Here is a 22,696-nt window from a genome sequence, read left to right as displayed (position 1 = left end):
ACAATCAAAAGGAGCCCGACAGTGATCGACACATTCAACCGAACCGGACCACTCATGGAAGCTGCAAGTTATCCGGCCTGGGCCCAGCGCCTGATCCAGGATTGCAGCGAGAGCAAGCGCCGGGTTGTCGAACACGAACTGTATCAGCGCATGCGTGACAACAAGCTCAGTGCAAAGACCATGCGTCAGTACCTGATTGGTGGCTGGCCGGTGGTCGAACAGTTCGCGTTATACATGGCACAAAACCTGACCAAGACCCGCTTTGCCCGCCACCCGGGCGAAGACATGGCGCGTCGCTGGCTGATGCGCAACATTCGCGTCGAATTGAACCACGCCGATTACTGGGTGAACTGGAGCCGTGCTCACGGCGTCACTCTGGAAGATCTGCAGGCGCAACAGGTAGCCCCCGAACTTCACGCCTTGAGCCATTGGTGCTGGCACACCAGTTCCGCGGACTCGCTGATCGTGGCCATCGCCGCGACCAACTATGCCATTGAAGGTGCGACCGGGGAGTGGTCGGCGCTGGTGTGTTCCAGTGGCGTATACGCAGCTTCTTTCCCCGAGGAAGAGCGCAAGCGCGCGATGAAGTGGCTGAAGATGCACGCCCAGTATGACGATGCCCATCCGTGGGAAGCACTGGAAATCATCTGTTCCCTGGCGGGCATGAACCCGAGCAAATCCCTGCAGATGGAATTGCGTCAGGCCGTGTGCAAGAGCTACGACTACATGTTCCTGTTCCTGGAGCGTTGCATGCAGCTGGAACTTGCGGAAAAAACGCCGGCAGCACGTGAGCGACTGGCGCTGGCCGAAAACTGATCCGAGTAGCATGCGATAAAACTGTGGGAGCGAGCCTGCTCGCGAAAGCGGTTTATCAATCAACTTTGATGTTGACTGGCATTCCACTTTCGCGAGCAGGCTCGCTCCCACATTGGTTATGCAGCCTTGCTGAAGACTCAACCCGCCATTGCCAACCGGTTACGTCCCTCGCGCTTGGCCACGTACAGCGCATTGTCAGCCCTTCGCAGCAGGCTCTCCACTGACTCGCCAGGCAGCAGTGTCGAGCAGCCGAGGCTGACTGTCAGCCCGATCACCCGGCCATCGGCCTCATAGTCCTCAGCCTGCGCCGCCACCCGCAATCGTTCACCGATCATGGCCGCCGCCTCCCGGGAGGTGTTGGATAGCAGAATCAGGAACTCTTCGCCCCCGTAACGAAACACCATGTCCACGTTGCGCAACTGGCTTTTGATCGACGCGGCAACGGCCTTGAGCACCTCGTCACCGGCACTGTGACCGTGGGTGTCATTGATCTGCTTGAAGTGATCGATGTCCAGCATCAGCAGGGATAACGGTTGCAGGTGGCGCCGAGACAGCTCGATTTCCCGCTGCAGCGTCTGGTCCATGGCGATACGGTTGCCGGTGTCGGTCAGCGGATCACGCAGTGCACTCTGGGTGGCGGCACGGTAGAGCAGGCTGTTGCGCATCGGATAAAGCAGCGAGGCCAGCAGTGATTCGAGGTTGCCTTGTTCTTGCTCGGTGAAGCGCTGATTGCGGCGAAACACCAGTTCACCCAGGTGCTCGCCTTCATGGCTGAGGTTGTAACTGATGGAGTGGTGGCCACGCTGACCAAACTCCAGGCGCAAGTCGCTGCTCTTGTGCTGGTAGCTCAAGGCATCGAGTGGAACGAGTCGCTGAATTTCGCGGAAGAACAGCCCGAGAATGCGTTGTGGCTCAAGACTGGTTTGCAGCTGCAGGCTCAGTTGCTGGCGCAGTTGCGCAAGACTGAGCGGCCTTTCCAGGGACGGTTGCTGCTGACCAAAGCCCAGGCGTTGCAATTTGGCGCTATCAAAGTCAATTGCGTTGGTCTGGGAAGGTGATTTCATATGGCGTTCGCCCTTGAGCAGTAAGGCTGTCTTACAAGCTGGGTGAGAGCGGCTTTGGGCTGCACGTCATACTGGTCCGTCAGTCCCGTAGGACATTTCGTGCAAGTCTAATCTGCTTTATCGCGGTTTAGTAACCTGTCGACTCAACCGCCGTTTGCCTGCTTTCACATTGCCTGTTTGAGCAAAGGTAGAGCGAAAGTCATGCCAGAGAGTTCGATTTATTAAAAATATTTCGAAATCAACAGGTTAGAGATAGTGAAAATGAAGGGGGAGACTTGTGCGGCATTTGTTTGACTGAAAACCCGCCGAGCCTTGTGTGCCGCGACGGGAAGTCGGCGCGGCACAAAAGCGACGCACGGTATTATTGAGCGTTGAACGCCTGGCCGTTAATACCTGTGCTGTCCGGCCCCATCAGGTACAGATAGACCGGCATGATCTCTTCGGGCGTCGGATTGTTCAGTGGGTTTTCCCCTGGATACGCCTGGGCACGCATGCTGGTCCGAGTAGCACCCGGGTTGATGCTGTTGGAGCGCACAGGGGCTACGGTGTCGACTTCATCGGCCAGGGTTTGCATCAGGCCTTCGGTGGCGAACTTCGAGACGCCGTACGCCCCCCAATAGGCACGGCCTTTGCGGCCGACGCTGCTGGAAGTGAAGACCACCGAAGCATCCTGGGACTGCTTGAGCAGTGGCAGCAATGTGCTGGTCAGCATGAACATGGCGTTGACGTTGACTTGCATGACCCGCATGAAGTTTTCGCCGGAGAGCTGTTCGATCGGTGTGCGCGGGCCGATGATCGACGCGTTGTGCAACAAGCCGTCGAGGTGGCCGAATTCACTTTCGATCATTGCTGCCAATTCATCGTATTGATGGGGCAGGGCGGTTTCCAGATTGAACGGGATGACTGCGGGTTGCGGATGGCCGGCTGCTTCGATTTCGTCGTAGACCTGAGTCAGATTGGCCTCGGTCTTGCCCAGCAGCAGCACGGTTGCGCCATGGGCGGCATAGGTTTTCGCGGCGGCGGCGCCAATGCCACGACCGGCGCCGGTGACCAGGATAACCCGATCCTTGAGCAAGTCAGGGCGAGCGGAATAATCGAACATAAAAACCTCAACAAATCAGATTAGGAGCGACCGTTGCGCGGTCATTGTGAGAGCGAGCTTGCTCCGGGCGGCGTTCCGACGATGGTCGTCAACGATTACGCGACAAGCCTGATACCCCTCACGGCGTCCTCAGGTTTTTCGCGAGCAAGCTCGCGCCTACAAAAAAACAGGGCAGCTCAGCAGCTACAAAGGGCGCTATCGAGCACCTTGCGCAACTCCAGCGGATGATCGACCACCACGTCCGCGCCCCAGTGCCGCGGGTTATCGTCCGGGTGGATGTAGCCGAAAGTCACCGCCGCCGTCCGGGTGCCCGCATCGCGGCCCGATTCGATATCGCGCAGATCATCGCCGACGAACAACACGCTGGCCGGGTCGAGGTCGAGCATCTTGCAAGCGAGGATCAATGGCTCTGGATCCGGTTTACTGTTTTTCACGTGGTCGGGGCAGATCAGCAGGGCTGAACGCTCGGCCAGCCCGAGCTGCTGCATGATCGGCTCGGCAAAACGCAATGGCTTGTTGGTGACGACGCCCCAGATCAGGTTGGCCTTTTCGATGTCGGCCAGCAGTTCGTGCATGCCGTCGAACAATTTGCTATGAACGGCGCAACCCACCAGGTAGCGCTCGAGGAACTCCAGACGCAGTTCCTCAAATCCTGGCGACTCGGGGTCCATGGCGAAGGTCACGGCCACCATCGCCTTGGCGCCACCCGAGATCTCGTCGCGGATGTGTTTGTCGTTCATCGGCGCCATGCCGCGGTCCGCTCGCATCGCCTGACAGATCGCAATGAAGTCTGGCGCGGTGTCGAGCAGGGTGCCGTCCATGTCGAAAAGAACTGCTCTGATTCGCATCGGCTTACTCCTCGCGCAGGGTCTGGATCATGTAGTTGACGTCTACGTCGGACGCCAGTTTGTAGTGCTTGGTCAGCGGGTTGTAGGTCAGGCCGATGATGTCTTTGACAGTCAGGCCGGCCATGCGGCTCCAGGCGCCAAGTTCGGAAGGGCGGATGAATTTCTTGAAGTCATGGGTACCCCGCGGCAGCAGCTTCATGATGTATTCGGCACCAACGATGGCGAACAGGTACGCCTTGGGGTTGCGGTTGATGGTGGAGAAGAAAACCTGACCGCCAGGCTTGACCATGCGGAAGCAGGCGCGAATCACCGAGGATGGATCCGGTACGTGTTCGAGCATTTCGAGGCAGGTGACTACGTCGAACTGTTCCGGCATTTCTTCGGCCAGGGCTTCGGCGGTGATCTGCCGGTATTCGACGTTCACGCCGGACTCCAGTTGGTGCAACTGCGCGACCGCCAGTGGCGCTTCGCCCATGTCGATGCCCATCACCGTCGCGCCACGCTGGGCCATGGCCTCGCTGAGGATGCCGCCGCCGCAGCCGACGTCCAGGACTTTCTTGCCGGCCAGGTTGACGCGTTCGTCAATCCAGTTGACCCGTAGCGGGTTGATATCGTGCAGCGGCTTGAATTCGCTTTCGCGGTCCCACCAGCGATGGGCCAGGGCTTCGAATTTGGCGATTTCGGCGTAGTCGACGTTGCTCATGGTTTAAATCCTCTGAAACTTGAAAAATCCTGTTGCCCCGAAGTGTGGTCCGGGGGGCTTACGATTCGTTGCGGCCACTGATGCGCTGGCCCCAGGCCTTGGCGGTGGCGATCAGCTGTTGTTCATCCAGGCGCGTCAGGCGCCGGTCCTCCAGCAGTGGCTTGCCGGCGACCCAAAGGTGTTTCACGCAGTCCCGGCCCGTCGCGTAGATAAGTTGCGAAACAGGGTCGTAGACCGGTTGTTGGGCCAGGCCGGAAAGATCGAACGCCACCATGTCAGCGGCCTTGCCGACTTCTAGCGAACCGGTCTCGGCTTCGATTCCCAGCGCCCGGGCGCCATTGAGCGTGGCCATGCGCAGGGCGCGATGGGCATCCAGCGCGGTGGCCGAGCCGGCGACAGCCTTGGCCAGCAGGGCGGCGGTACGGGTTTCGCCGAGCAAGTCCAGGTCGTTGTTGCTGGCCGAGCCATCGGTGCCGACGGCGACATTCACTCCAGCCTGCCACAAGCGTTCCACCGGGCAGAAACCGCTGGCCAGTTTCAGGTTTGACTCCGGGCAATGAATGACGTTGGTGTTGCTTTCTACCAGCAGCGCCATGTCTTCCTCGCTGATCTGGGTCATGTGAACGGCCTGGAAGCGAGGCCCGAGCAGGCCCAGTCGCGCGAGGCGAGCCAGTGGACGCTCGCCGCGCTGTTCGACCGACTGCTGTACTTCGAATGCGGTTTCATGCACGTGCATGTGAATCGAGGCGTCGAGTTCTTCGGTGATTACCCGGATTTTTTCCAGGGTTTCATCGCCCACGGTGTAGGGTGCATGGGGCCCAAAGGTGACTTTTATACGGTCGTGGTGCTTGAGGTCGTTAAACAACTCGACGCCCTGACGAATGGCTTCGTCCGTTGTAATGGCGCCGGGGATGGGGAAATCAAGGATCGGGATCGCGATCTGTGCGCGAATTCCGCTGTTATGCACGCGTTCGCTGGCAACCTTCGGGAAGAAATACATGTCAGAGAAGCAGGTGATGCCACTTTTGATCTGCTCGGCGATGGCCAGATCCGTGCCATCGCGGACAAAATCCTCGTCGACCCATTTGGCTTCGGCTGGCCAGATGTGGTTTTCCAGCCAGGTCATGAGTGGCAGGTCATCGGCCAGTCCGCGGAACAGGGTCATTGCCGCATGCCCGTGAGCATTGATCAGGCCGGGGCTGAGCAAGATGTCCGGGAGTTCGCGCACTTCGCTTGCGTTAAGCTTCAGGGCGGCGGAACGTGGGCCGATGAAGACGATGCGCCCGTCGCGAATACCCAGGCCATGGTCCTTCAGGACAACACCAGCGGGTTCGACGGGTACCAGCCAGGTCGGCAGTAATAACAGGTCGAGCGCAACGGCAGTGTTCGGCATCGAGGGTCGGTTCCAGTGCTTTTGTAAAGGATGGCGAAGTATACCCGAGCGTCTTCGCGGGGGGATCGCTATAATCGGCGGCTTTTGTTCATGAGTGCGGGGTGAGGGATGCGCGATCGACTGTTGGCTGCGGAGAAAGTGAAGGCCATCGATTGGCGTGATGGCGCCCTTTATCTGCTGGATCAGCGTATTTTGCCGTTCGAGGAGACCTGGATCGCCTACACCACCGCAGCTGGCGTGGCCGAGGCCATTCGCTCGATGGTGGTGCGCGGTGCGCCGGCGATCGGGATCAGCGCTGCCTATGGCGTCGTGCTGGCGGCGCGTGCGCGGTTTGCCGAGGGTGGTGACTGGCAGGCGGCGCTGGCCGAGGACTTTGCCCTGCTTGCCGATGCCCGTCCGACCGCGGTCAACCTCTTCTGGGCGCTGGGCCGTATGCAAGAGCGGCTCGATCGCCTGAAAAATCATGCCGATCCGCTGGCTGTCCTGGAAGCAGAAGCTGTCGCCATTCATGAAAGTGATCGCGAAGCCAATCTCACTATGGCGCAACTGGGTGTCGACCTTATCCGCAAGCATCAGGGCAACGCCCAGGCCATCCTCACCCACTGCAACACCGGCGCGCTGGCCACTGGTGGCTTCGGTACTGCGCTGGGAGTGATTCGCGGGGCCTTCATTGAGGGCATGGTTGAGCGTGTCTATGCCGGCGAAACCCGTCCATGGTTGCAGGGCTCGCGATTGACGGCGTGGGAATTGGCCAATGAAGGTATTCCCGTCACCCTCAATGCCGACTCTGCTGCGGCGCACATCATGAAGACCAAGGGCATTACCTGGGTGATCGTCGGCGCGGACCGGATCACTGCCAATGGCGACGTGGCGAACAAGATCGGCACCTATCAACTGGCGGTCAATGCCATGCACCACGGCGTGCGTTTCATGGTGGTGGCGCCGAGTTCGACCATCGACATGAGCCTGGCCAGCGGTGACGACATCCCGATTGAAGAACGTGATGGTCGCGAGTTGCTGGACGTCGGTGGCAAACGGGTCGGGGCGGATGTCGAGGCGTTCAACCCGGTGTTCGATGTGACGCCGGCGGATCTGATCGACGCCATCGTCACCGAAAAGGGCATCGTCGAACGGCCGGATACCGCGAAAATGACCCAGTTGATGTGCCGTAAGCGTCTGCACTGATTTTTTCGGTGCCTGTTAAATCATCATCGCGGGCAAGCTCTCTCCCACAGGTCTTGTGAGCGCCACAGAACCCTGTGGGAGCGGGCTTGCCCGCGATGACGCCCTAAAAGGCGATGGATTAGCCTGATTCAGCCTGAAAAACTACAATCAATAAGGCTCTAAGCCTCTCTGATCCCCTTCAAGCCTGTCACCGGTCAACTAACTATGCTCCATGCGCATCAGGGGGATAGGTGCGTGGCGGCTCTTGTGATAACATCCGGCGGTTTCCAAGGTTGCCCTAAGGGGTGGCCTTTACTGCGCAGATCCATGGCATAACTCGTTGATTTGTCGTAAGTCGGTGCATGGCACTCAGCCTGCATCGGCGAGCTTCGTTCGTCCCATATGGATGTGACGAAGTTTCACCAGAAAAAGGAATCAGGCTTCTCATGGGCGAACTGGCCAAAGAAATCCTCCCGGTCAATATCGAAGACGAGCTGAAGCAGTCCTACCTCGATTACGCGATGAGCGTGATTGTCGGGCGGGCACTGCCGGATGCGCGCGATGGCTTGAAGCCCGTGCACCGGCGCGTGCTGTTCGCGATGAGCGAGCTGGGCAACGACTTCAACAAGCCGTACAAGAAATCTGCCCGTGTCGTCGGTGACGTGATCGGTAAGTATCACCCGCACGGTGATACCGCGGTGTACGACACCATCGTCCGGATGGCGCAGCCATTCTCCTTGCGCTACCTGCTGGTAGACGGCCAGGGCAACTTCGGTTCGGTGGACGGCGACAACGCCGCGGCCATGCGATACACCGAAGTGCGCATGACCAAGCTGGCGCACGAGCTGCTGGCCGACCTGCATAAGGAAACCGTGGACTGGGTGCCGAACTACGACGGCACCGAAATGATCCCGGCGGTCATGCCGACCCGTATTCCCAACCTGCTGGTCAACGGCTCCAGCGGTATCGCCGTGGGCATGGCGACCAACATTCCGCCGCACAACCTCGGTGAAGTCATCGACGGTTGCCTGGCCCTCATCGACAACCCTGAGCTGACCGTCGATGAGTTGATGCAATACATTCCCGGTCCGGACTTCCCGACCGCCGCGATCATCAACGGTCGCGCCGGCATCATCGAAGCCTACCGCACCGGTCGCGGCCGCATTTACATGCGTGCGCGCTCGATTATCGAAGACATCGACAAGGTCGGTGGCCGTCAGCAGATCGTCATCACCGAACTCCCTTACCAGCTGAACAAGGCCCGTCTGATCGAGAAGATCGCCGAGCTGGTAAAAGAGAAGAAGCTCGAAGGCATCACCGAACTGCGCGACGAGTCCGACAAGGACGGTATGCGCGTCGTGATCGAACTGCGTCGCGGTGAAGTGCCTGAGGTCATTCTCAATAACCTCTACGCCCAGACCCAGCTGCAAGCGGTGTTCGGCATCAACATCGTCGCACTGATCGACGGCCGCCCACGGATCCTGAACCTCAAGGACCTGCTGGAAGCCTTCGTGCGTCACCGTCGCGAAGTGGTTACCCGCCGTACCGTGTTCGAGCTGCGCAAGGCGCGCGAGCGTGGTCATATCCTTGAAGGCCAGGCGGTTGCCCTGTCGAACATCGACCCGGTCATCGCCCTGATCAAGGCCTCGCCAACCCCGTCGGAAGCCAAGGAAGCGCTGGTCAGCACCCCTTGGGAATCCTCTGCCGTGGTCGCGATGGTCGAACGTGCCGGTGCCGATTCGTGCCGTCCGGAAAACCTCGATCCGCAATACGGTCTGCGCGACGGCAAGTACTTCCTGTCGCCAGAGCAGGCGCAAGCCATTCTGGAACTGCGTCTGCACCGTCTGACCGGTCTGGAACACGAAAAACTGCTGGCTGAGTATCAAGAGATCCTCAACCAGATCGGCGAGCTGATCCGCATTCTCAACAGCGCCACGCGCCTGATGGAAGTGATCCGCGAAGAGCTGGAAGTGATCCGCGCCGAATACGGCGATGTGCGCCGCACCGAGATCTTGGACGCCCGTCTCGACCTGACCCTGGGTGACATGATCCCGGAAGAAGAGCGTGTCGTGACCATTTCCCACGGTGGCTATGCCAAGACCCAGCCGCTGGCTGCCTATCAGGCTCAGCGTCGTGGCGGTAAAGGCAAGTCGGCGACCGGCGTCAAGGATGAGGACTACATCGCTCACTTGCTGGTTGCCAACAGTCACACCACGCTGTTGCTGTTCTCCAGCAAGGGCAAGGTGTACTGGCTCAAGACCTACGAAATCCCTGAGGCGTCCCGTGCGGCCCGCGGTCGTCCGCTGGTCAACCTGCTGCCGCTGGATGACGGTGAATACATCACCACCATGCTGCCGGTCGAGGAATACACCGAAGGTCACTACATCTTCATGGCGACCGCCAATGGCACCGTGAAGAAGACCCCGCTGGAATCCTTCAGCCGTCAACGCAGCGTTGGTTTGATCGCGCTGGAGCTGGATGAAGGCGACGTACTGATTTCCGCCGCCATTACTGATGGCGAGCGCGAAGTCATGCTGTTCTCCGATGGCGGCAAGGTGACTCGCTTCAAGGAATCCGACGTTCGTGCCATGGGCCGTACCGCCCGCGGTGTGCGCGGCATGCGCCTGCCGGAAGGCCAGAAGCTGATTTCCATGCTGATCCCTGAAGAAGGCAGCCAGATCCTCACCGCTTCCGAGCGTGGCTTCGGCAAGCGTACGGCAATCACCGAGTTCCCTGAGTACAAGCGTGGCGGTCAGGGCGTTATTGCCATGGTCAGCAACGAGCGTAACGGCCGTCTGGTCGGTGCGGTTCAGGTGCTCGATGGCGAGGAGATCATGCTGATTTCCGACCAGGGCACCCTGGTACGTACCCGTGTCGACGAAGTGTCCAGTCTGGGTCGTAACACCCAGGGCGTGACCCTGATCAAACTGGCCAAGGATGAAACCCTGGTCGGCCTGGAGCGGGTTCAGGAGCCGTCGGAAGTCGAAGGTGAAGAGTTCGAGGATGAAGAGGGTGTCGAGCTGGAAGCGGGCGTGATCGGCGCCGAACCGGACGATACGGTCGACAACCTGCAGGCTGACGCCGCAGACGAAGAAGAGTCGCAAGACTAACCAAATCGTAGCAGGGCAGAGTGTTTGCTCTGTCCGCTACCGTGATTGCATAGCGAGAGTGGATGTGAGCAAACGAGCCTATAACTTCTGCGCAGGTCCTGCTGCGCTTCCTGAAGCTGTCCTGTTGCGTGCCCAGTCCGAGTTGCTCGACTGGCACGGCAAGGGTCTGTCGGTCATGGAGATGAGCCATCGCAGTGATGAGTTCGTGTCCATTGCCACCAAGGCCGAGCAGGATCTGCGTGATCTGCTGAATATCCCCTCGAACTATAAAGTGCTGTTTCTGCAAGGTGGCGCCAGCCAGCAATTTGCTCAGATTCCTCTGAACCTGTTGCCGGAAAGCGGTACTGCCGACTATATCGATACCGGTATCTGGTCGCAGAAAGCCATCGAAGAAGCTTCGCGCTACGGCCATGTCAATGTTGCCGCTACCGCCAAGCCTTACGACTATTTCGCTATTCCCGGTCAGAACGAGTGGAAGCTGTCCAAGGACGCGGCCTACGTTCACTACGCGCCGAACGAAACCATCGGTGGCCTGGAATTCCAGTGGATTCCGGAAACCGGTGATGTTCCGCTGGTGGCCGACATGTCCTCGGACATTCTTTCGCGTCCGGTGGATGTCTCGCGCTTCGGCATGATCTACGCCGGTGCCCAGAAAAACATCGGCCCGAGCGGCATCGTGGTCAACATCGTTCGCGAAGACCTGCTGGGTCACGCCCGCTCCATCTGCCCGACCATGCTCAACTACAAGGTCGCGGCCGATAATGGCTCGATGTACAACACCCCGCCGACCCTGGCCTGGTACCTCTCCGGCCTGGTGTTCGAGTGGCTCAAAGAGCAGGGTGGTGTCGAAGCCATCGGCAAGCTCAACGAAGTGAAGCAGCGCACGCTGTACGACTTCATCGACGCCAGCGGCCTGTACAGCAACCCGATCAACAAGTCGGACCGTTCCTGGATGAACGTGCCTTTCCGTCTGGCGGACGACCGTCTGGACAAGCCGTTCCTGGCCGGTGCCGACGAACGTGGTCTGCTGAACCTCAAGGGGCACCGTTCCGTCGGCGGCATGCGCGCCTCCATCTATAACGCCGTCGATATCAACGCCATCCATGCGCTGGTTTCGTACATGGCAGAGTTCGAGAAGGAACACGGCTAATGTCTGAGCAAGAACTCAAGGCACTGCGCCTGCGCATTGATGCCCTGGACGAAAAAGTCCTGGAGTTGATCAGTGAGCGTGCGCGCTGCGCCCAGGAAGTCGCGCGAGTAAAGATGGCCTCGCTGGCCGAAGGCGAAGTGCCGGTGTTCTATCGTCCTGAGCGCGAAGCTCAGGTGCTCAAGCGTGTCATGGAGCGCAACCAGGGGCCGCTGGGCAACGAAGAGATGGCGCGTTTGTTCCGCGAAATCATGTCTTCGTGCCTGGCGCTCGAGCAGCCGCTGAAAGTCGCTTACCTCGGTCCTGAAGGTACCTTCACCCAGGCCGCTGCCATGAAGCACTTCGGCCATGCCGTGATCAGCAAGCCGATGGCGGCGATCGACGAAGTGTTCCGTGAAGTGGCGGCCGGTGCGGTGAACTTTGGTGTGGTCCCGGTGGAGAATTCCACCGAAGGCGCGGTCAACCACACGCTGGACAGCTTCCTGGAACACGACATGGTGATCTGTGGCGAAGTCGAGCTGCGCATCCACCATCACCTGTTGGTCGGTGAGAACACCAAGACCGACAGCATCAGTCGCATCTATTCCCACGCCCAGTCCCTGGCCCAGTGCCGCAAGTGGCTGGACGCCCATTACCCGAATGTCGAGCGCGTGGCGGTGTCCAGCAACGCCGAAGCGGCCAAGCGGGTCAAGGGTGAGTGGAATTCGGCGGCGATTGCCGGCGACATGGCGGCCGGCCTGTACGGGCTGACCCGACTGGCGGAGAAAATCGAGGATCGCCCGGACAACTCCACGCGTTTCCTGATGATCGGCAGCCAGGAAGTGCCACCGACCGGCGACGACAAGACCTCAATCATCGTCTCCATGAGCAACAAGCCGGGCGCGCTTCACGAGTTGCTGGTGCCTTTCCATGAAAACGGCATCGACCTGACGCGAATCGAGACGCGTCCGTCGCGCAGCGGTAAATGGACCTACGTGTTCTTCATCGACTTCGTCGGCCACCATCGCGACCCGCTGGTCAAGGGTGTGCTGGAAAAGATCAGTCAGGAAGCAGTGGCACTCAAAGTGCTGGGTTCCTACCCGAAAGCAGTTCTCTAAGGGCGGTAGCAAATGAGTGGCAATTTCCTAGCTCTGGCGCAGCCGGGCGTGCAACAACTTTCGCCTTATGTTCCGGGCAAGCCTGTGGACGAACTGGCTCGCGAGCTGGATCTCGATCCGGCCAGCATCGTCAAGCTGGCAAGCAATGAGAATCCCCTGGGCGCGAGCCCCAAGGCGCTGGCGGCCATCCGCGATGCGCTGGCGGAACTGACCCGCTACCCGGACGGCAACGGTTTTGCGCTCAAGACCCTGCTGGCCGAGCAGTGCCGCGTCGAGCTGAGTCAAGTGACGCTGGGCAACGGTTCCAACGACATTCTGGAGCTGGTGGCGCGCGCTTACCTGGCGCCGGGTTTGAACGCCGTATTCAGCGAGCACGCGTTTGCGGTCTATCCGATCGTGACCCAGGCGGTGGGTGCGCAGGCAAAAGTGATTCCGGCCAAAGACTGGGGGCATGACCTGCCGGCCATGTTGGCCGCGATCGACGCCAACACCCGCGTGGTGTTCATCGCCAACCCGAACAACCCGACCGGGACCTGGTTCGATACCGAGGCACTGGACGAATTCCTGCAGGACGTGCCGGAACATGTGCTGGTGGTGCTGGACGAGGCCTACATCGAGTACGCCGAAGGCAGCGATCTGCCGGACGGCCTGGATTTCCTCGCGGCTTACCCGAACCTGCTGGTTTCTCGTACGTTCTCCAAGGCCTATGGCCTGGCGGCGCTACGGGTTGGCTATGGCTTGTCCACTGCCGTGGTCGCCGACGTGCTGAACCGCGTGCGCCAGCCGTTCAACGTCAATAGCCTGGCCCTGGCTGCCGCTTGCGCCGCCCTGCAGGACGCCGAGTACCTGGCCGAAAGTCGTCGCCTGAATGAAACCGGCATGCAGCAATTGGAAGCGGGTTTCCGCGACCTGGGGCTGAGCTGGATTCCCTCCAAGGGCAACTTCATTTGTGTCGACCTCGGTCAGGTGGCGGCTCCGGTTTTCCAAGGGTTGCTGCGTGAGGGTGTGATCGTGCGCCCGGTGGCCAACTACGGCATGCCGAATCACCTCCGTATCACCATCGGTTTGCCGGCGGAAAACAGCCGCTTCCTCGAGGCGCTGGCCAAGGTTCTGGCCCGTGGGTGATGTCACTGCACTGCAATCTGCTGAACCTATGATCGGGCGCCTGGTGGTGGTCGGTCTGGGCCTGATCGGCGGTTCGTTTGCCAAGGGCTTGCGTGAGAGTGGTCTGTGCCGCGAAGTGGTCGGGGTTGATCTCGATCCGCAGTCACGCAAACTCGCGGTTGAACTGGGTGTGGTGGATCGTTGCGAAGACGACCTCGCGCTGGCTTGCCAGGGGGCGGACGTTATCCAGTTGGCGGTGCCGATCCTCGCCATGGAAAAACTGCTCGCTCGAATGGCGGGCATGGATCTGGGCGCGGCGATCCTGACCGACGTCGGCAGTGCCAAGGGTAATGTGGTGCGTGCTGCAACTGAGGCCTTTGGTGGCATGCCGCCTCGCTTCGTCCCGGGGCATCCGATTGCCGGTTCCGAGCAGAGCGGGGTGGAAGCCTCCAATGCCGAGCTGTTTCGACGCCATAAGGTCATTCTGACGCCGCTGGATCAGACCGATCCGGCCGCATTGGCGGTGGTCGACCGTTTGTGGCGGGAATTGGGTGCCGATGTCGAGCACATGCAGGTCGAGCGTCACGACGAAGTGTTGGCGGCGACCAGTCATCTGCCGCACTTGCTGGCGTTCGGTTTGGTCGACTCGTTGGCCAAGCGCAATGAAAACCTTGAGATCTTCCGTTACGCTGCGGGCGGTTTCCGCGATTTCACAAGAATCGCCGGAAGCGACCCGGTCATGTGGCACGACATCTTCCTCGCCAACCGCGAAGCTGTCCTGCGCACACTCGATACATTTCGCAGCGATCTCGACGCCTTGCGCGACGCGGTCGATGCAGGGGATGGGCACCAATTGTTGGGCGTTTTCACTCGCGCCCGGGTTGCCCGCGAGCATTTCAGTAAAATCCTGGCCCGTCGGGCCTATGTGGACGCTATGAATTCCAACGATCTGATTTTCCTGGCTCAACCTGGTGGCCGCCTGTCCGGTCGGATTCGCGTACCAGGCGACAAATCGATTTCCCACCGTTCGATCATGCTGGGCTCCTTGGCCGAAGGTGTGACCGAAGTGGAAGGTTTCCTCGAAGGCGAAGACGCCCTGGCGACCCTTCAGGCATTCCGTGACATGGGTGTCGTGATTGAAGGCCCGCACCACGGTCGCGTGACCATTCACGGCGTCGGCCTGCATGGTCTGAAGCCGGCGCCGGGCCCGATTTACCTGGGCAACTCCGGTACTTCGATGCGCCTGCTGTCCGGCCTGCTGGCCGCGCAGGACTTCGACAGTACCCTGACCGGCGACGCGTCGCTGTCCAAGCGTCCGATGAATCGCGTGGCCAACCCGCTGCGTGAAATGGGCGCCGTGATCGAGACGGCGGCTGACGGTCGTCCTCCGATGACCATTCGCGGTGGCCACAAGCTCAAGGGCCTGACTTACACCATGCCAATGGCCAGTGCCCAGGTTAAGTCCTGCCTGTTGCTGGCGGGTCTGTACGCCGAAGGCAAGACCACCGTGACCGAGCCCGCGCCGACCCGTGACCATACCGAGCGCATGCTGCGTGGTTTCGGCTATCCGGTTACCGTCAACGGCGCGACTGCTTCGGTAGAGTCCGGCAACAAGCTGACCGCCACCCATATCGAAGTACCGGGCGATATCTCGTCGTCGGCGTTTTTCCTGGTGGCGGCGTCGATCGCCGAAGGCTCCGAGCTGGTGCTCGAGCATGTCGGCATCAACCCGACCCGTACCGGCGTGATCGACATCCTGCGTCTGATGGGTGCGGACATCACCCTGGAAAACCAGCGTGAAGTGGGCGGCGAGCCGGTAGCTGACCTGCGCGTACGTGCAGCTAAACTCAAAGGTATCGAGATTCCGGAAGCGCTGGTTCCATTGGCGATCGACGAATTCCCGGTGTTGTTCGTGGCCGCGGCCTGTGCCGAAGGGCGCACTGTGCTGCGTGGCGCCGAAGAGTTGCGGGTCAAGGAATCGGATCGCATCCAGGTGATGGCCGATGGCTTGCTGGCGCTGGGCGTCAAGTGCGAACCGACCCCGGACGGCATCATCATCGATGGCGGCCAGATTGGCGGCGGCGAAGTGCACGGTCACGGCGATCACCGGATTGCCATGGCGTTCAGCGTTGCCTCGCTGCGTGCCAGTGCGCCAATCCGCATCCATGATTGCGCCAACGTCGCGACGTCGTTCCCCAACTTCCTCGCGCTGTGTGCGCAGGTCGGCATCCGCGTTGCCCAAGAGGCTCAGTCGTGAAGAGCATTGCACCGGTCATCACCATTGATGGGCCAAGCGGTTCCGGCAAAGGCACCGTCGCCGGGATTCTGGCCAAGCGCCTGGGCTGGAATCTGCTGGATTCCGGTGCGCTGTACCGTCTGCTCGCTTTTGCTGCGCACAACCACGGCGTCGACCTGACCAATGAAGAGCTGCTGAAAAAACTTGCCGCTCATCTGGATGTGCAATTCATTGCTGCGACCGACGGTCAGCTGCAGCGCATCATCCTGGAAGGTGATGAAGTCAGCGATGTGATCCGTACGGAAAGCGTCGGCTCAGGTGCTTCCCAAGTGGCTGCATTGCCTGCGGTACGCGAGGCGCTGCTGCAGCGCCAGCGTGCATTCCAGGAGGCGCCGGGTCTGGTGGCCGATGGTCGCGACATGGGCACGGTGGTTTTTCCCGATGCGCCGCTGAAGATTTTTCTCACTGCCAGTGCCGAGGAGCGTGCGCGCCGTCGATACTTGCAGTTGAAGGGCAAAGTCGATGGTGTTAGTCTGTCGAGTCTGCTAGATGAGATACGTGCACGCGATGAGCGTGACACCCAGCGAGCGGTAGCCCCGCTCAAGCCGGCGGCTGACGCCATACAGCTGGATTCCACGGAATTATCCATCGACCAGGTGCTGGAACGCATCATGAGCGAGATCGCCATTCGCGATATCGCCGGGTGACCAAGAAGGCTGCGGGGGACCAGTCATAGTCCTGCGGCGCTTCTTTTAAATGAAACTAACCCACATCGTCTGGGGTGTGGAGATGGGCGTATTCTTCGCCCTCATCAACAGGAATTAAAATGAGCGAAAGCTTTGCGGAACTCTTTGAAGAAAGCCTAAAAACCCTGAACCTTCAGGCAGGCTCCATCATCACCGGTGTTATCGTTGATATCGATTACCAAGCTCGCTGGGTAACCGTTCACGCTGGCCTGAAGTCTGAAGCACTCATCCCGCTTGAGCAGTTCTACAACGACGCTGGCGAGCTGAACATCAACGTCGGTGACGAAGTTCACGTTGCTCTGGACTCGGTTGAAGACGGCTTTGGTGAAACCAAGCTGTCCCGTGAAAAAGCCAAGCGCGCTGAATGCTGGATTGTTCTGGAAGCAGCCTTCGCAGCCGAAGAAGTGGTCAAGGGCGTTATCAACGGTAAGGTTAAAGGCGGCTTCACTGTCGACGTTAACGGCATCCGTGCGTTCCTGCCAGGTTCTCTGGTTGACGTCCGTCCAGTGCGCGACACCACGCACCTGGAAGGCAAAGAGCTGGAATTCAAGGTCATCAAGCTGGACCAGAAGCGCAACAACGTTGTCGTTTCCCGTCGCAGCGTCCTGGAAGCCGAGAACTCCGCCGAGCGTGAAGCTCTGCTGGAATCCCTGCAGGAAGGCCAGCAAGTCAAAGGTATCGTCAAAAACCTCACCGATTACGGCGCATTCGTCGATCTGGGTGGCGTCGATGGCCTGCTGCACATCACCGACATGGCTTGGAAGCGTATCAAGCATCCTTCCGAAATCGTCAACGTTGGCGACGAGATCGATGTCAAGGTTCTGAAGTACGATCGCGAGCGCAATCGTGTTTCCCTGGGCCTCAAGCAACTGGGTGAAGATCCATGGGTTGCTATCAAAGCCCGTTACCCAGAAAGCACTCGCGTTACCGCTCGTGTAACCAACCTGACCGACTACGGCTGCTTCGCTGAGCTGGAAGAAGGCGTTGAAGGTCTGGTACACGTTTCGGAAATGGACTGGACCAACAAGAACATCCACCCTTCGAAAGTCGTACAAGTTGGCGACGAAGTGGAAGTTATGGTTCTGGACATCGACGAAGAGCGTCGTCGTATCTCCCTGGGCATCAAGCAGTGCAAATCTAACCCATGGGAAGATTTCTCTGGCCAGTTCAACAAGGGCGATAAAATCTCCGGCACCATCAAGTCGATCACCGATTTCGGTATCTTCATTGGTCTGGACGGCGGTATCGACGGTCTGGTTCACCTGTCCGACATCTCCTGGAACGAAGTGGGCGAAGAAGCCGTACGCCGCTTCAAGAAGGGCGACGAGCTGGACACCGTTATCCTGTCGGTTGACCCAGAGCGCGAGCGTATCTCCCTGGGTATCAAGCAGCTGGAAAGCGATCCGTTCTCCGAGTACGTTCAAGAGAACGACAAAGGCGCAATCGTTAAGGGCATCGTGAAAGAAGTTGACGCTAAAGGCGCCATCATCACTCTGGCCGACGATATCGAAGCGACTCTGAAAGCCTCCGAAATCAGCCGTGACCGCGTTGAAGACGCGCGCAACGTTCTGAAAGAAGGCGAAGAAGTAGAAGCCAAGATCATCAGCGTTGATCGTAAGAGCCGCGTAATCCAGCTCTCGATCAAGTCGAAAGACGTTGAAGACGAGAAAGAAGCTATCCAGAGCCTGCGCGACAAGCCAGTAGCTACGGATGCTCCAGTAGCCACCACTCTGGGTGACCTGCTGCGTGCTGCACAAGCGGAAAAACAGAACTAAGTTCTGACTTTCTGTAAAAAAGGGCGACTTCGGTCGCCCTTTTTTGTGTCCGGAATTTACCAGGGGGCATGGCGGCATTGATGTGGGGAAACCAATGTCTCTAACAGCTGTCTCTTTCTTTAGCAGGATCAATCGTTTATTTGCAGCTAGTCTTAGCCTGAGTCGAACGATGGTCAGGCGAATGCCTGGCGTAAGGAAGTGAATGAACAAGCTCATTGTCGCAATAGCAGTTCTGACATTGGCGGGCTGTACCACCAATGCCAAGACTCACGCGGTGCGCGGAGTCAGTGGTATTGAGATTGATTGTTCGGGATTGGGCTCTGGATGGGAGAAGTGTCAGCGGCGCGCAGCCAGGGAGTGCAAGGGTGCAGGTTACAAGGTTGTGGCCAGGTCCGATGATGTAAAGGAAGAGGATGAGTTTCCCTTTGGCTTCAATCCGGCCGGCTATTGGACGCGAACGATGCTGGTTATTTGCAGATGATCATGCGGGGTGAGGGGATGTCAAACTCGGGCTGTTCAAATTCTTCCGGGCGTGCTAAAACCTTTTGAGCGATTTTCCTAGCTGCTTGAAAAAGAAGGGAAAAATATGACGAAGTCGGAGTTGATCGAACGAATTGTCACCCATCAAGGGCTACTCTCATCAAAGGATGTGGAGCTGGCCATCAAGACCATGCTTGAGCAAATGTCCCAATGTCTGGCCACAGGTGATCGTATCGAGATCCGTGGGTTTGGCAGCTTCTCCCTGCATTACCGCGCACCGCGCGTAGGTCGCAATCCAAAAACCGGTCAGTCCGTCAGCCTTGACGGCAAGTTCGTTCCGCATTTCAAGCCGGGTAAAGAGCTCAGGGACCGAGTGAATGAGGAAGAGGATGAACAATAGATCCAAGGAAACCGGAAATCAGGGGGCAGTGTCTTATGACTAATATCAAACGCATCCTCATAGGAAGCTTTGTCCTGTTGTTGGTCCTAGCGACTCTGGTGTTTGTACTCGAAAATCAGCAATCAGTTTCATTGCTGTTTCTCGGCTGGGGCGCACCGCATCTGCCTGTGTCTGTCATTGCACTTGTCGCGCTGCTAGCAGGCATGGTTATCGGCCCTCTCATCCGTTTGCTATTTCTTCGCTCCTCACAATTGCGCCGAAAATCCCTGATTTAGTCTTGAGTCGTCGCTTGCAGAATGAAGAGGGGAAGCATTGGCTTCCCCTCAATTATATCTGCTGCGCAAACAGGAAAACGCCTATTCCTTCGCGCCTGCTTTGAACTTCACTGCCAGTAGGGCGAGCGGAAGATAGGCGATAAGAACGCCCAGCAGGCCGTCTAGATATCCGCTACCTACCAAAAGTGCAATCGGTAGTAACCAGACAAGATTGACCACGCCCACTGTCAGTGTGACAGGAAGGTGCTTTTTGTACTGGCGAGAAGCAAATTGATAGGCATGGCTGCGATGAGCCTCATACACTTTTTCTCCTCGCAGCAAGCGGCGGAACAAGGTCCAAGTGGCATCTACGATGAATACACCCAGCAGAATCAGCCAGCTCCAAAGCAATTGCGGTGCAATGAATGCCGCCTGCAGAGATAGCAAGCCTAAAGTGATTCCCAGAAAGCCGCTGCCAGCATCGCCCATGAAGATGCGAGCTACCGGGAAGTTCCAGTACAGAAAGCCGGACACTGCGAAGGCGAGCAGAAGTGGCAAAAGTGCAAATGCCCCGTAGCCCGTCAGCCAGTAGAGCAATGTAGCACCAAGGCAGACACAGATGGCTTCGACGCTGGCAATGCCGTCAATGCCGTCCATAAAATTGTAGAGATTCAGTAGCCAGACCAAATAAAACGCTGCCAGCACATGGCCGATCCAGCCTAGGTCGAAGACCAATCCGAAAAACGTAAGTGGCGGCAAGCCACCCAGCCAGTAGAGTGCCCATATAGCCGCGATGAAATGTCCGAGCAAGCGCCAGCGGGCGACAATGTGACCATGATCATCCAGGAATCCGAGTATGGCGATACCGACGCCTGCTCCCATCAAAGCCCAGGTCATCGGCCAAGTCACAGCGTCCATGCTTGCCGACAGCATCAACGCAACCAAGAAGCTCACGACGATCGAAACGCCGCCACCCCTTGGCGTCGGGACGACATGAGAGCTGCGGGCATTGGGCACGTCTATAAGGCTGCGTGCGAGTGCGTATTGACGCAAGGCCCCGGTCAAAAAAAGTGCAACGATGGCGCAAGCCGGTAATAACCACCACATATTCATTGAGTTTGTCGGTCCAGAAAGTGTTTAGCTGTTTTTCGCAACGCCTCATCGACGGAGACGGGCGGTGTCCAGTCCAGAAGTGCGCGTGTTTTTTCAATATCAACCTGTAGCGAGCCACACAACCGCTGGGCGAGTGCTTGCTTGCCAAGGATTGATGCGCTGGTTTCAAGAATCCAGGCGGGCACAGGCAGCATTCGGGCAGGCTTGCCCAAGGCGATGCCCATGCGTCGAAGTAGCATGGTAGTCGATAGATCTTCGCCGTCACTCACCATAAACGTCTGGTTTGCGGCAGCAGGATGAACGATGCAAATCGCGATCAGGTGTGTAAGGTTGTCCAGTGCGACAAGACTGCGGCGGTTGTTAATAGCGCCGAACGGCAATGGAACACCTTTATAAAGCCAGCGCATCATATTGAGAAAGTTGGCCTGCACACCCGGCCCATAAACCAATACGGGACGGATGATAACCACTTCCATACCGGTTTGCGCAGACAGCGCGAGCAACCCTTGTTCGGCCTCGAGTTTAGAGATCCCATAGGGATCAAGAGGCTTGGGCTGACTTTCAGCGTGGTATGGGTTTCCTGGCGTTGTGCCCTCACCGTTAACTTTTACGGAGCTGATGAACAGGAACCGTTTGACGCCCGCTTCAGCCGCTTGCCGGGCAAAATTTAGCGTGCCTTCGACGTTGGTTTTACGATATTCGGCAAGTGGATCGGACGAATCATCACTCATGACATGCACTCGGGCGGCCAAGTGAATCACAGCCTCATGCCCGCTCACTATGGGTTGCCAGTTCTGCTGGGCAGACAGATCGTTTGTCAGCACTTGAGTTGCGCGAGAGTCTAGGTCGGTCGTGATTTTTCGAACGGCAGCAGTAACCTCATGTCCTTGTTGGAGCAGCAGCGGGGTAAGGCCGCGTCCCACGAAGCCCGTTGCACCTGTCAGTATAATGCGCATGATCAGGACATCTCCGTTACAGAAATTACATCAGCCGCCATTTCACGCATGATGTTTGCTCTGGCGAAGCGATCCACAAACGCTGCGCGTGGAGTGGCTGACATTTCCAGTCTTTTGAATGACTCGACCGCGGCGTCTGCATCGCAGGGGGCAAACACCGAAGCATTTTCAACGTGCTCGGAGACAAAGTCTGCGGCATACCCGCCGATACCTGCCCAGATCGGTTTCCCCATTGCAGCGTATTCGAACAGCTTTGACGGTAGTACTTTGCGAAATGCATCGTAGTCGTTCAGGTGCAGAAACAATATATCCGCTGACTGGTAGACGTTGATGAGTTTGTCGCGTTTGACTGGGCTCAGCAGATCGACATTGTTGCAGTTGGCGGCATTGATGGCCTCTTTCAGGGCAGCATGTCTGCCCCCGTCACCGATCACTTTGAAGCGCAACGTTCCTTCAAAATGTTTCGCAAGTTGCGGGATGATGTTATGAAGTCCCTGTCCTTCCCCAATGTTGCCTGCGTACACCACGTCCAGAATGCGATCCTGTTCACATGCTGTTTGAATGATCGGCAGGCTGAGGAATTCGTCATCGATTCCGTTGGTGAACAATGAGTATGTCTGATCCGGATATCTGGATTTGAAATAAGGGAGAAACCCAGCAGAAACCAGGTTGACTTTGCGAGCCGACTTAATTGTGAAGTGTTCGAGCAAGGATAGGAATGGTTTGATAAACCGGACCATTTTCCCTGGTAGAACGTCCGTGATGGTATCCACAAAAATATCGCGGATGTCGAGGTAGAGAGCGGTTTTCTTGCTGCGAGCGATGAATGCGCCCAGTGTCGCCGTCATCAGGCGTGACGACGTTGCATAAACCAGATCGTAGTGCTTGCCACGCGAGATGCTACGCACGTGCTTTGCGTAAACCAAGAACGCTTTTGCCTGATCAACCATCCCACTTTTGTGAGCAGGTAGAGCGATACGATGTATGGTCAGACGAGGGTGCTCTTCAAATTCAGGCGCTTCGCTGCTGAACGTACTATATCGATTAGGCAGGGTTGTAATCAGTTCTATATGAGCATCGGCTGGCATTTTTTCCAGCAAAGCCTTCACCAGCGCTGTGGTGCGGAATGAACCTGCGGATAAGTCCGGCTGGTAATAAAAACTCAGGATTAAAAGTTTCAAATAAACC

Annotated in this window: 20 protein-coding genes; 12 read left to right on the top strand and 8 right to left on the bottom strand. The window is 58.2% G+C overall.

Features of this window, described 5'->3' with window-relative positions:
- Window positions 1-54 precede the first annotated feature (54 nt).
- The gene (locus tag F7R06_RS25050; RefSeq protein WP_281439187.1) at window positions 55-816 is read left to right on the top strand and encodes an iron-containing redox enzyme family protein; all 762 of its coding nucleotides are present in this window, start codon (window positions 55-57) and stop codon (window positions 814-816) included.
- 137 nt (window positions 817-953) lie between these two features.
- Here F7R06_RS25050 and F7R06_RS25045 read toward each other — a convergent pair whose 3' ends face one another.
- The 5 genes from F7R06_RS25045 to F7R06_RS25025 all read right to left on the bottom strand — a co-directional run bounded on the left by F7R06_RS25045 (window position 954) and on the right by F7R06_RS25025 (window position 5,926).
- Window positions 954-1,880, bottom strand: a complete 927-nt coding sequence (locus F7R06_RS25045) for a GGDEF domain-containing protein (RefSeq protein ID WP_090317886.1) — start codon at window positions 1,878-1,880, stop codon at window positions 954-956.
- A 361-nt stretch (window positions 1,881-2,241) separates the two neighbouring features.
- Window positions 2,242-2,982, bottom strand: coding sequence for a YciK family oxidoreductase (locus tag F7R06_RS25040; protein ID WP_090317889.1), 741 nt, complete (start codon window positions 2,980-2,982; stop codon window positions 2,242-2,244).
- 176 nt (window positions 2,983-3,158) lie between these two features.
- A complete protein-coding gene (gene mupP / locus F7R06_RS25035) occupies window positions 3,159-3,830 on the bottom strand; it encodes an N-acetylmuramic acid 6-phosphate phosphatase MupP (protein WP_090317892.1) in 672 nt (223 codons plus the stop codon).
- A gap of 4 nt (window positions 3,831-3,834) precedes the next feature.
- Entirely contained in the window at window positions 3,835-4,533 is a 699-nt protein-coding gene (gene ubiG / locus F7R06_RS25030; protein WP_008017781.1) for a bifunctional 2-polyprenyl-6-hydroxyphenol methylase/3-demethylubiquinol 3-O-methyltransferase UbiG, read from the bottom strand.
- A gap of 58 nt (window positions 4,534-4,591) precedes the next feature.
- The gene (locus F7R06_RS25025) at window positions 4,592-5,926 is read right to left on the bottom strand and encodes a TRZ/ATZ family hydrolase (protein ID WP_090317894.1); all 1,335 of its coding nucleotides are present in this window, start codon (window positions 5,924-5,926) and stop codon (window positions 4,592-4,594) included.
- A gap of 108 nt (window positions 5,927-6,034) precedes the next feature.
- Here F7R06_RS25025 and mtnA point away from each other — a divergent pair, with 108 nt between their 5' ends.
- From mtnA to F7R06_RS24970, 11 genes are all read left to right on the top strand, one after another.
- Window positions 6,035-7,111 (top strand): S-methyl-5-thioribose-1-phosphate isomerase, encoded by a 1,077-nt coding sequence (gene mtnA / locus F7R06_RS25020; RefSeq protein WP_090317897.1) that lies wholly within the window; start codon window positions 6,035-6,037, stop codon window positions 7,109-7,111.
- Between the two features lie 425 nt (window positions 7,112-7,536).
- Window positions 7,537-10,200 carry a DNA gyrase subunit A gene (gene gyrA / locus F7R06_RS25015; protein WP_090317899.1) on the top strand — a complete coding sequence of 888 codons (2,664 nt, stop codon included), beginning with the start codon at window positions 7,537-7,539 and terminating at the stop codon, window positions 10,198-10,200.
- 64 nt (window positions 10,201-10,264) lie between these two features.
- Entirely contained in the window at window positions 10,265-11,350 is a 1,086-nt protein-coding gene (serC, locus tag F7R06_RS25010) for a 3-phosphoserine/phosphohydroxythreonine transaminase (protein ID WP_090317902.1), read from the top strand.
- Entirely contained in the window at window positions 11,350-12,444 is a 1,095-nt protein-coding gene (gene pheA / locus F7R06_RS25005; RefSeq protein ID WP_090317904.1) for a prephenate dehydratase, read from the top strand. Before serC ends, pheA begins: the two co-directional genes overlap by 1 nt.
- A gap of 12 nt (window positions 12,445-12,456) precedes the next feature.
- Window positions 12,457-13,569 (top strand): histidinol-phosphate transaminase, encoded by a 1,113-nt coding sequence (hisC, locus tag F7R06_RS25000; protein WP_090317906.1) that lies wholly within the window; start codon window positions 12,457-12,459, stop codon window positions 13,567-13,569.
- Between the two features lie 28 nt (window positions 13,570-13,597).
- Window positions 13,598-15,805: a bifunctional prephenate dehydrogenase/3-phosphoshikimate 1-carboxyvinyltransferase gene (locus F7R06_RS24995; RefSeq protein ID WP_245706673.1), complete on the top strand. Its 2,208-nt coding sequence runs from the start codon at window positions 13,598-13,600 to the stop codon at window positions 15,803-15,805.
- Window positions 15,802-16,491 (top strand): (d)CMP kinase, encoded by a 690-nt coding sequence (gene cmk / locus F7R06_RS24990; protein ID WP_090317912.1) that lies wholly within the window; start codon window positions 15,802-15,804, stop codon window positions 16,489-16,491. The genes F7R06_RS24995 and cmk overlap by 4 nt, the downstream gene beginning before the upstream one ends.
- Window positions 16,492-16,610: 119 nt before the next feature.
- Window positions 16,611-18,305: a 30S ribosomal protein S1 gene (gene rpsA, locus F7R06_RS24985; RefSeq protein WP_047527094.1), complete on the top strand. Its 1,695-nt coding sequence runs from the start codon at window positions 16,611-16,613 to the stop codon at window positions 18,303-18,305.
- Between the two features lie 202 nt (window positions 18,306-18,507).
- Entirely contained in the window at window positions 18,508-18,786 is a 279-nt protein-coding gene (locus tag F7R06_RS24980; RefSeq protein ID WP_090317915.1) for a hypothetical protein, read from the top strand.
- 105 nt (window positions 18,787-18,891) lie between these two features.
- The gene (gene ihfB, locus F7R06_RS24975; protein WP_090317918.1) at window positions 18,892-19,185 is read left to right on the top strand and encodes an integration host factor subunit beta; all 294 of its coding nucleotides are present in this window, start codon (window positions 18,892-18,894) and stop codon (window positions 19,183-19,185) included.
- A gap of 35 nt (window positions 19,186-19,220) precedes the next feature.
- On the top strand, window positions 19,221-19,460 hold the full coding sequence (locus tag F7R06_RS24970; RefSeq protein WP_090317919.1) for a lipopolysaccharide assembly protein LapA domain-containing protein: 240 nt from the start codon (window positions 19,221-19,223) through the stop codon (window positions 19,458-19,460).
- Between the two features lie 81 nt (window positions 19,461-19,541).
- Here F7R06_RS24970 and F7R06_RS24965 read toward each other — a convergent pair whose 3' ends face one another.
- From F7R06_RS24965 to F7R06_RS24955, 3 genes are read right to left on the bottom strand one after another with little or no spacing between them, the layout of a single operon-like run.
- Window positions 19,542-20,552 (bottom strand): MraY family glycosyltransferase, encoded by a 1,011-nt coding sequence (locus F7R06_RS24965; protein WP_090317922.1) that lies wholly within the window; start codon window positions 20,550-20,552, stop codon window positions 19,542-19,544.
- Entirely contained in the window at window positions 20,549-21,508 is a 960-nt protein-coding gene (locus tag F7R06_RS24960) for a UDP-glucose 4-epimerase family protein (protein ID WP_090317925.1), read from the bottom strand. Before F7R06_RS24960 ends, F7R06_RS24965 begins: the two co-directional genes overlap by 4 nt.
- Window positions 21,509-21,510: 2 nt before the next feature.
- Window positions 21,511-22,689, bottom strand: a complete 1,179-nt coding sequence (locus F7R06_RS24955) for a glycosyltransferase family 4 protein (RefSeq protein WP_090317928.1) — start codon at window positions 22,687-22,689, stop codon at window positions 21,511-21,513.
- Between the last annotated feature and the right edge of the window lie 7 nt (window positions 22,690-22,696).

Origin of the sequence: Pseudomonas moorei (genome assembly GCF_008801475.1) — a bacterium.
Lineage (GTDB): Bacteria > Pseudomonadota > Gammaproteobacteria > Pseudomonadales > Pseudomonadaceae > Aquipseudomonas > Aquipseudomonas moorei.
This window is presented reverse-complemented; position numbering and strand designations above follow the sequence as displayed.

Bases quoted from the DNA above. Each gene is read 5' to 3' on its own strand.
- F7R06_RS25050 (WP_281439187.1), top strand. From the start codon at position 55: ATGGAAGCTGCAAGTTATCCGGCCTGGGCCCAGCGCCTGATCCAGGAT.
- F7R06_RS25045 (WP_090317886.1), bottom strand. From the start codon at position 1,880: ATGAAATCACCTTCCCAGACCAACGCAATTGACTTTGATAGCGCCAAA.
- F7R06_RS25040 (WP_090317889.1), bottom strand. From the start codon at position 2,982: ATGTTCGATTATTCCGCTCGCCCTGACTTGCTCAAGGATCGGGTTATC.
- mupP (WP_090317892.1), bottom strand. From the start codon at position 3,830: ATGCGAATCAGAGCAGTTCTTTTCGACATGGACGGCACCCTGCTCGAC.
- ubiG (WP_008017781.1), bottom strand. From the start codon at position 4,533: ATGAGCAACGTCGACTACGCCGAAATCGCCAAATTCGAAGCCCTGGCC.
- F7R06_RS25025 (WP_090317894.1), bottom strand. From the start codon at position 5,926: ATGCCGAACACTGCCGTTGCGCTCGACCTGTTATTACTGCCGACCTGG.
- mtnA (WP_090317897.1), top strand. From the start codon at position 6,035: ATGCGCGATCGACTGTTGGCTGCGGAGAAAGTGAAGGCCATCGATTGG.
- gyrA (WP_090317899.1), top strand. From the start codon at position 7,537: ATGGGCGAACTGGCCAAAGAAATCCTCCCGGTCAATATCGAAGACGAG.
- pheA (WP_090317904.1), top strand. From the start codon at position 11,350: ATGTCTGAGCAAGAACTCAAGGCACTGCGCCTGCGCATTGATGCCCTG.
- hisC (WP_090317906.1), top strand. From the start codon at position 12,457: ATGAGTGGCAATTTCCTAGCTCTGGCGCAGCCGGGCGTGCAACAACTT.
- F7R06_RS24995 (WP_245706673.1), top strand. From the start codon at position 13,598: ATGATCGGGCGCCTGGTGGTGGTCGGTCTGGGCCTGATCGGCGGTTCG.
- rpsA (WP_047527094.1), top strand. From the start codon at position 16,611: ATGAGCGAAAGCTTTGCGGAACTCTTTGAAGAAAGCCTAAAAACCCTG.
- F7R06_RS24980 (WP_090317915.1), top strand. From the start codon at position 18,508: ATGAACAAGCTCATTGTCGCAATAGCAGTTCTGACATTGGCGGGCTGT.
- ihfB (WP_090317918.1), top strand. From the start codon at position 18,892: ATGACGAAGTCGGAGTTGATCGAACGAATTGTCACCCATCAAGGGCTA.
- F7R06_RS24970 (WP_090317919.1), top strand. From the start codon at position 19,221: ATGACTAATATCAAACGCATCCTCATAGGAAGCTTTGTCCTGTTGTTG.
- F7R06_RS24965 (WP_090317922.1), bottom strand. From the start codon at position 20,552: ATGAATATGTGGTGGTTATTACCGGCTTGCGCCATCGTTGCACTTTTT.
- F7R06_RS24960 (WP_090317925.1), bottom strand. From the start codon at position 21,508: ATGCGCATTATACTGACAGGTGCAACGGGCTTCGTGGGACGCGGCCTT.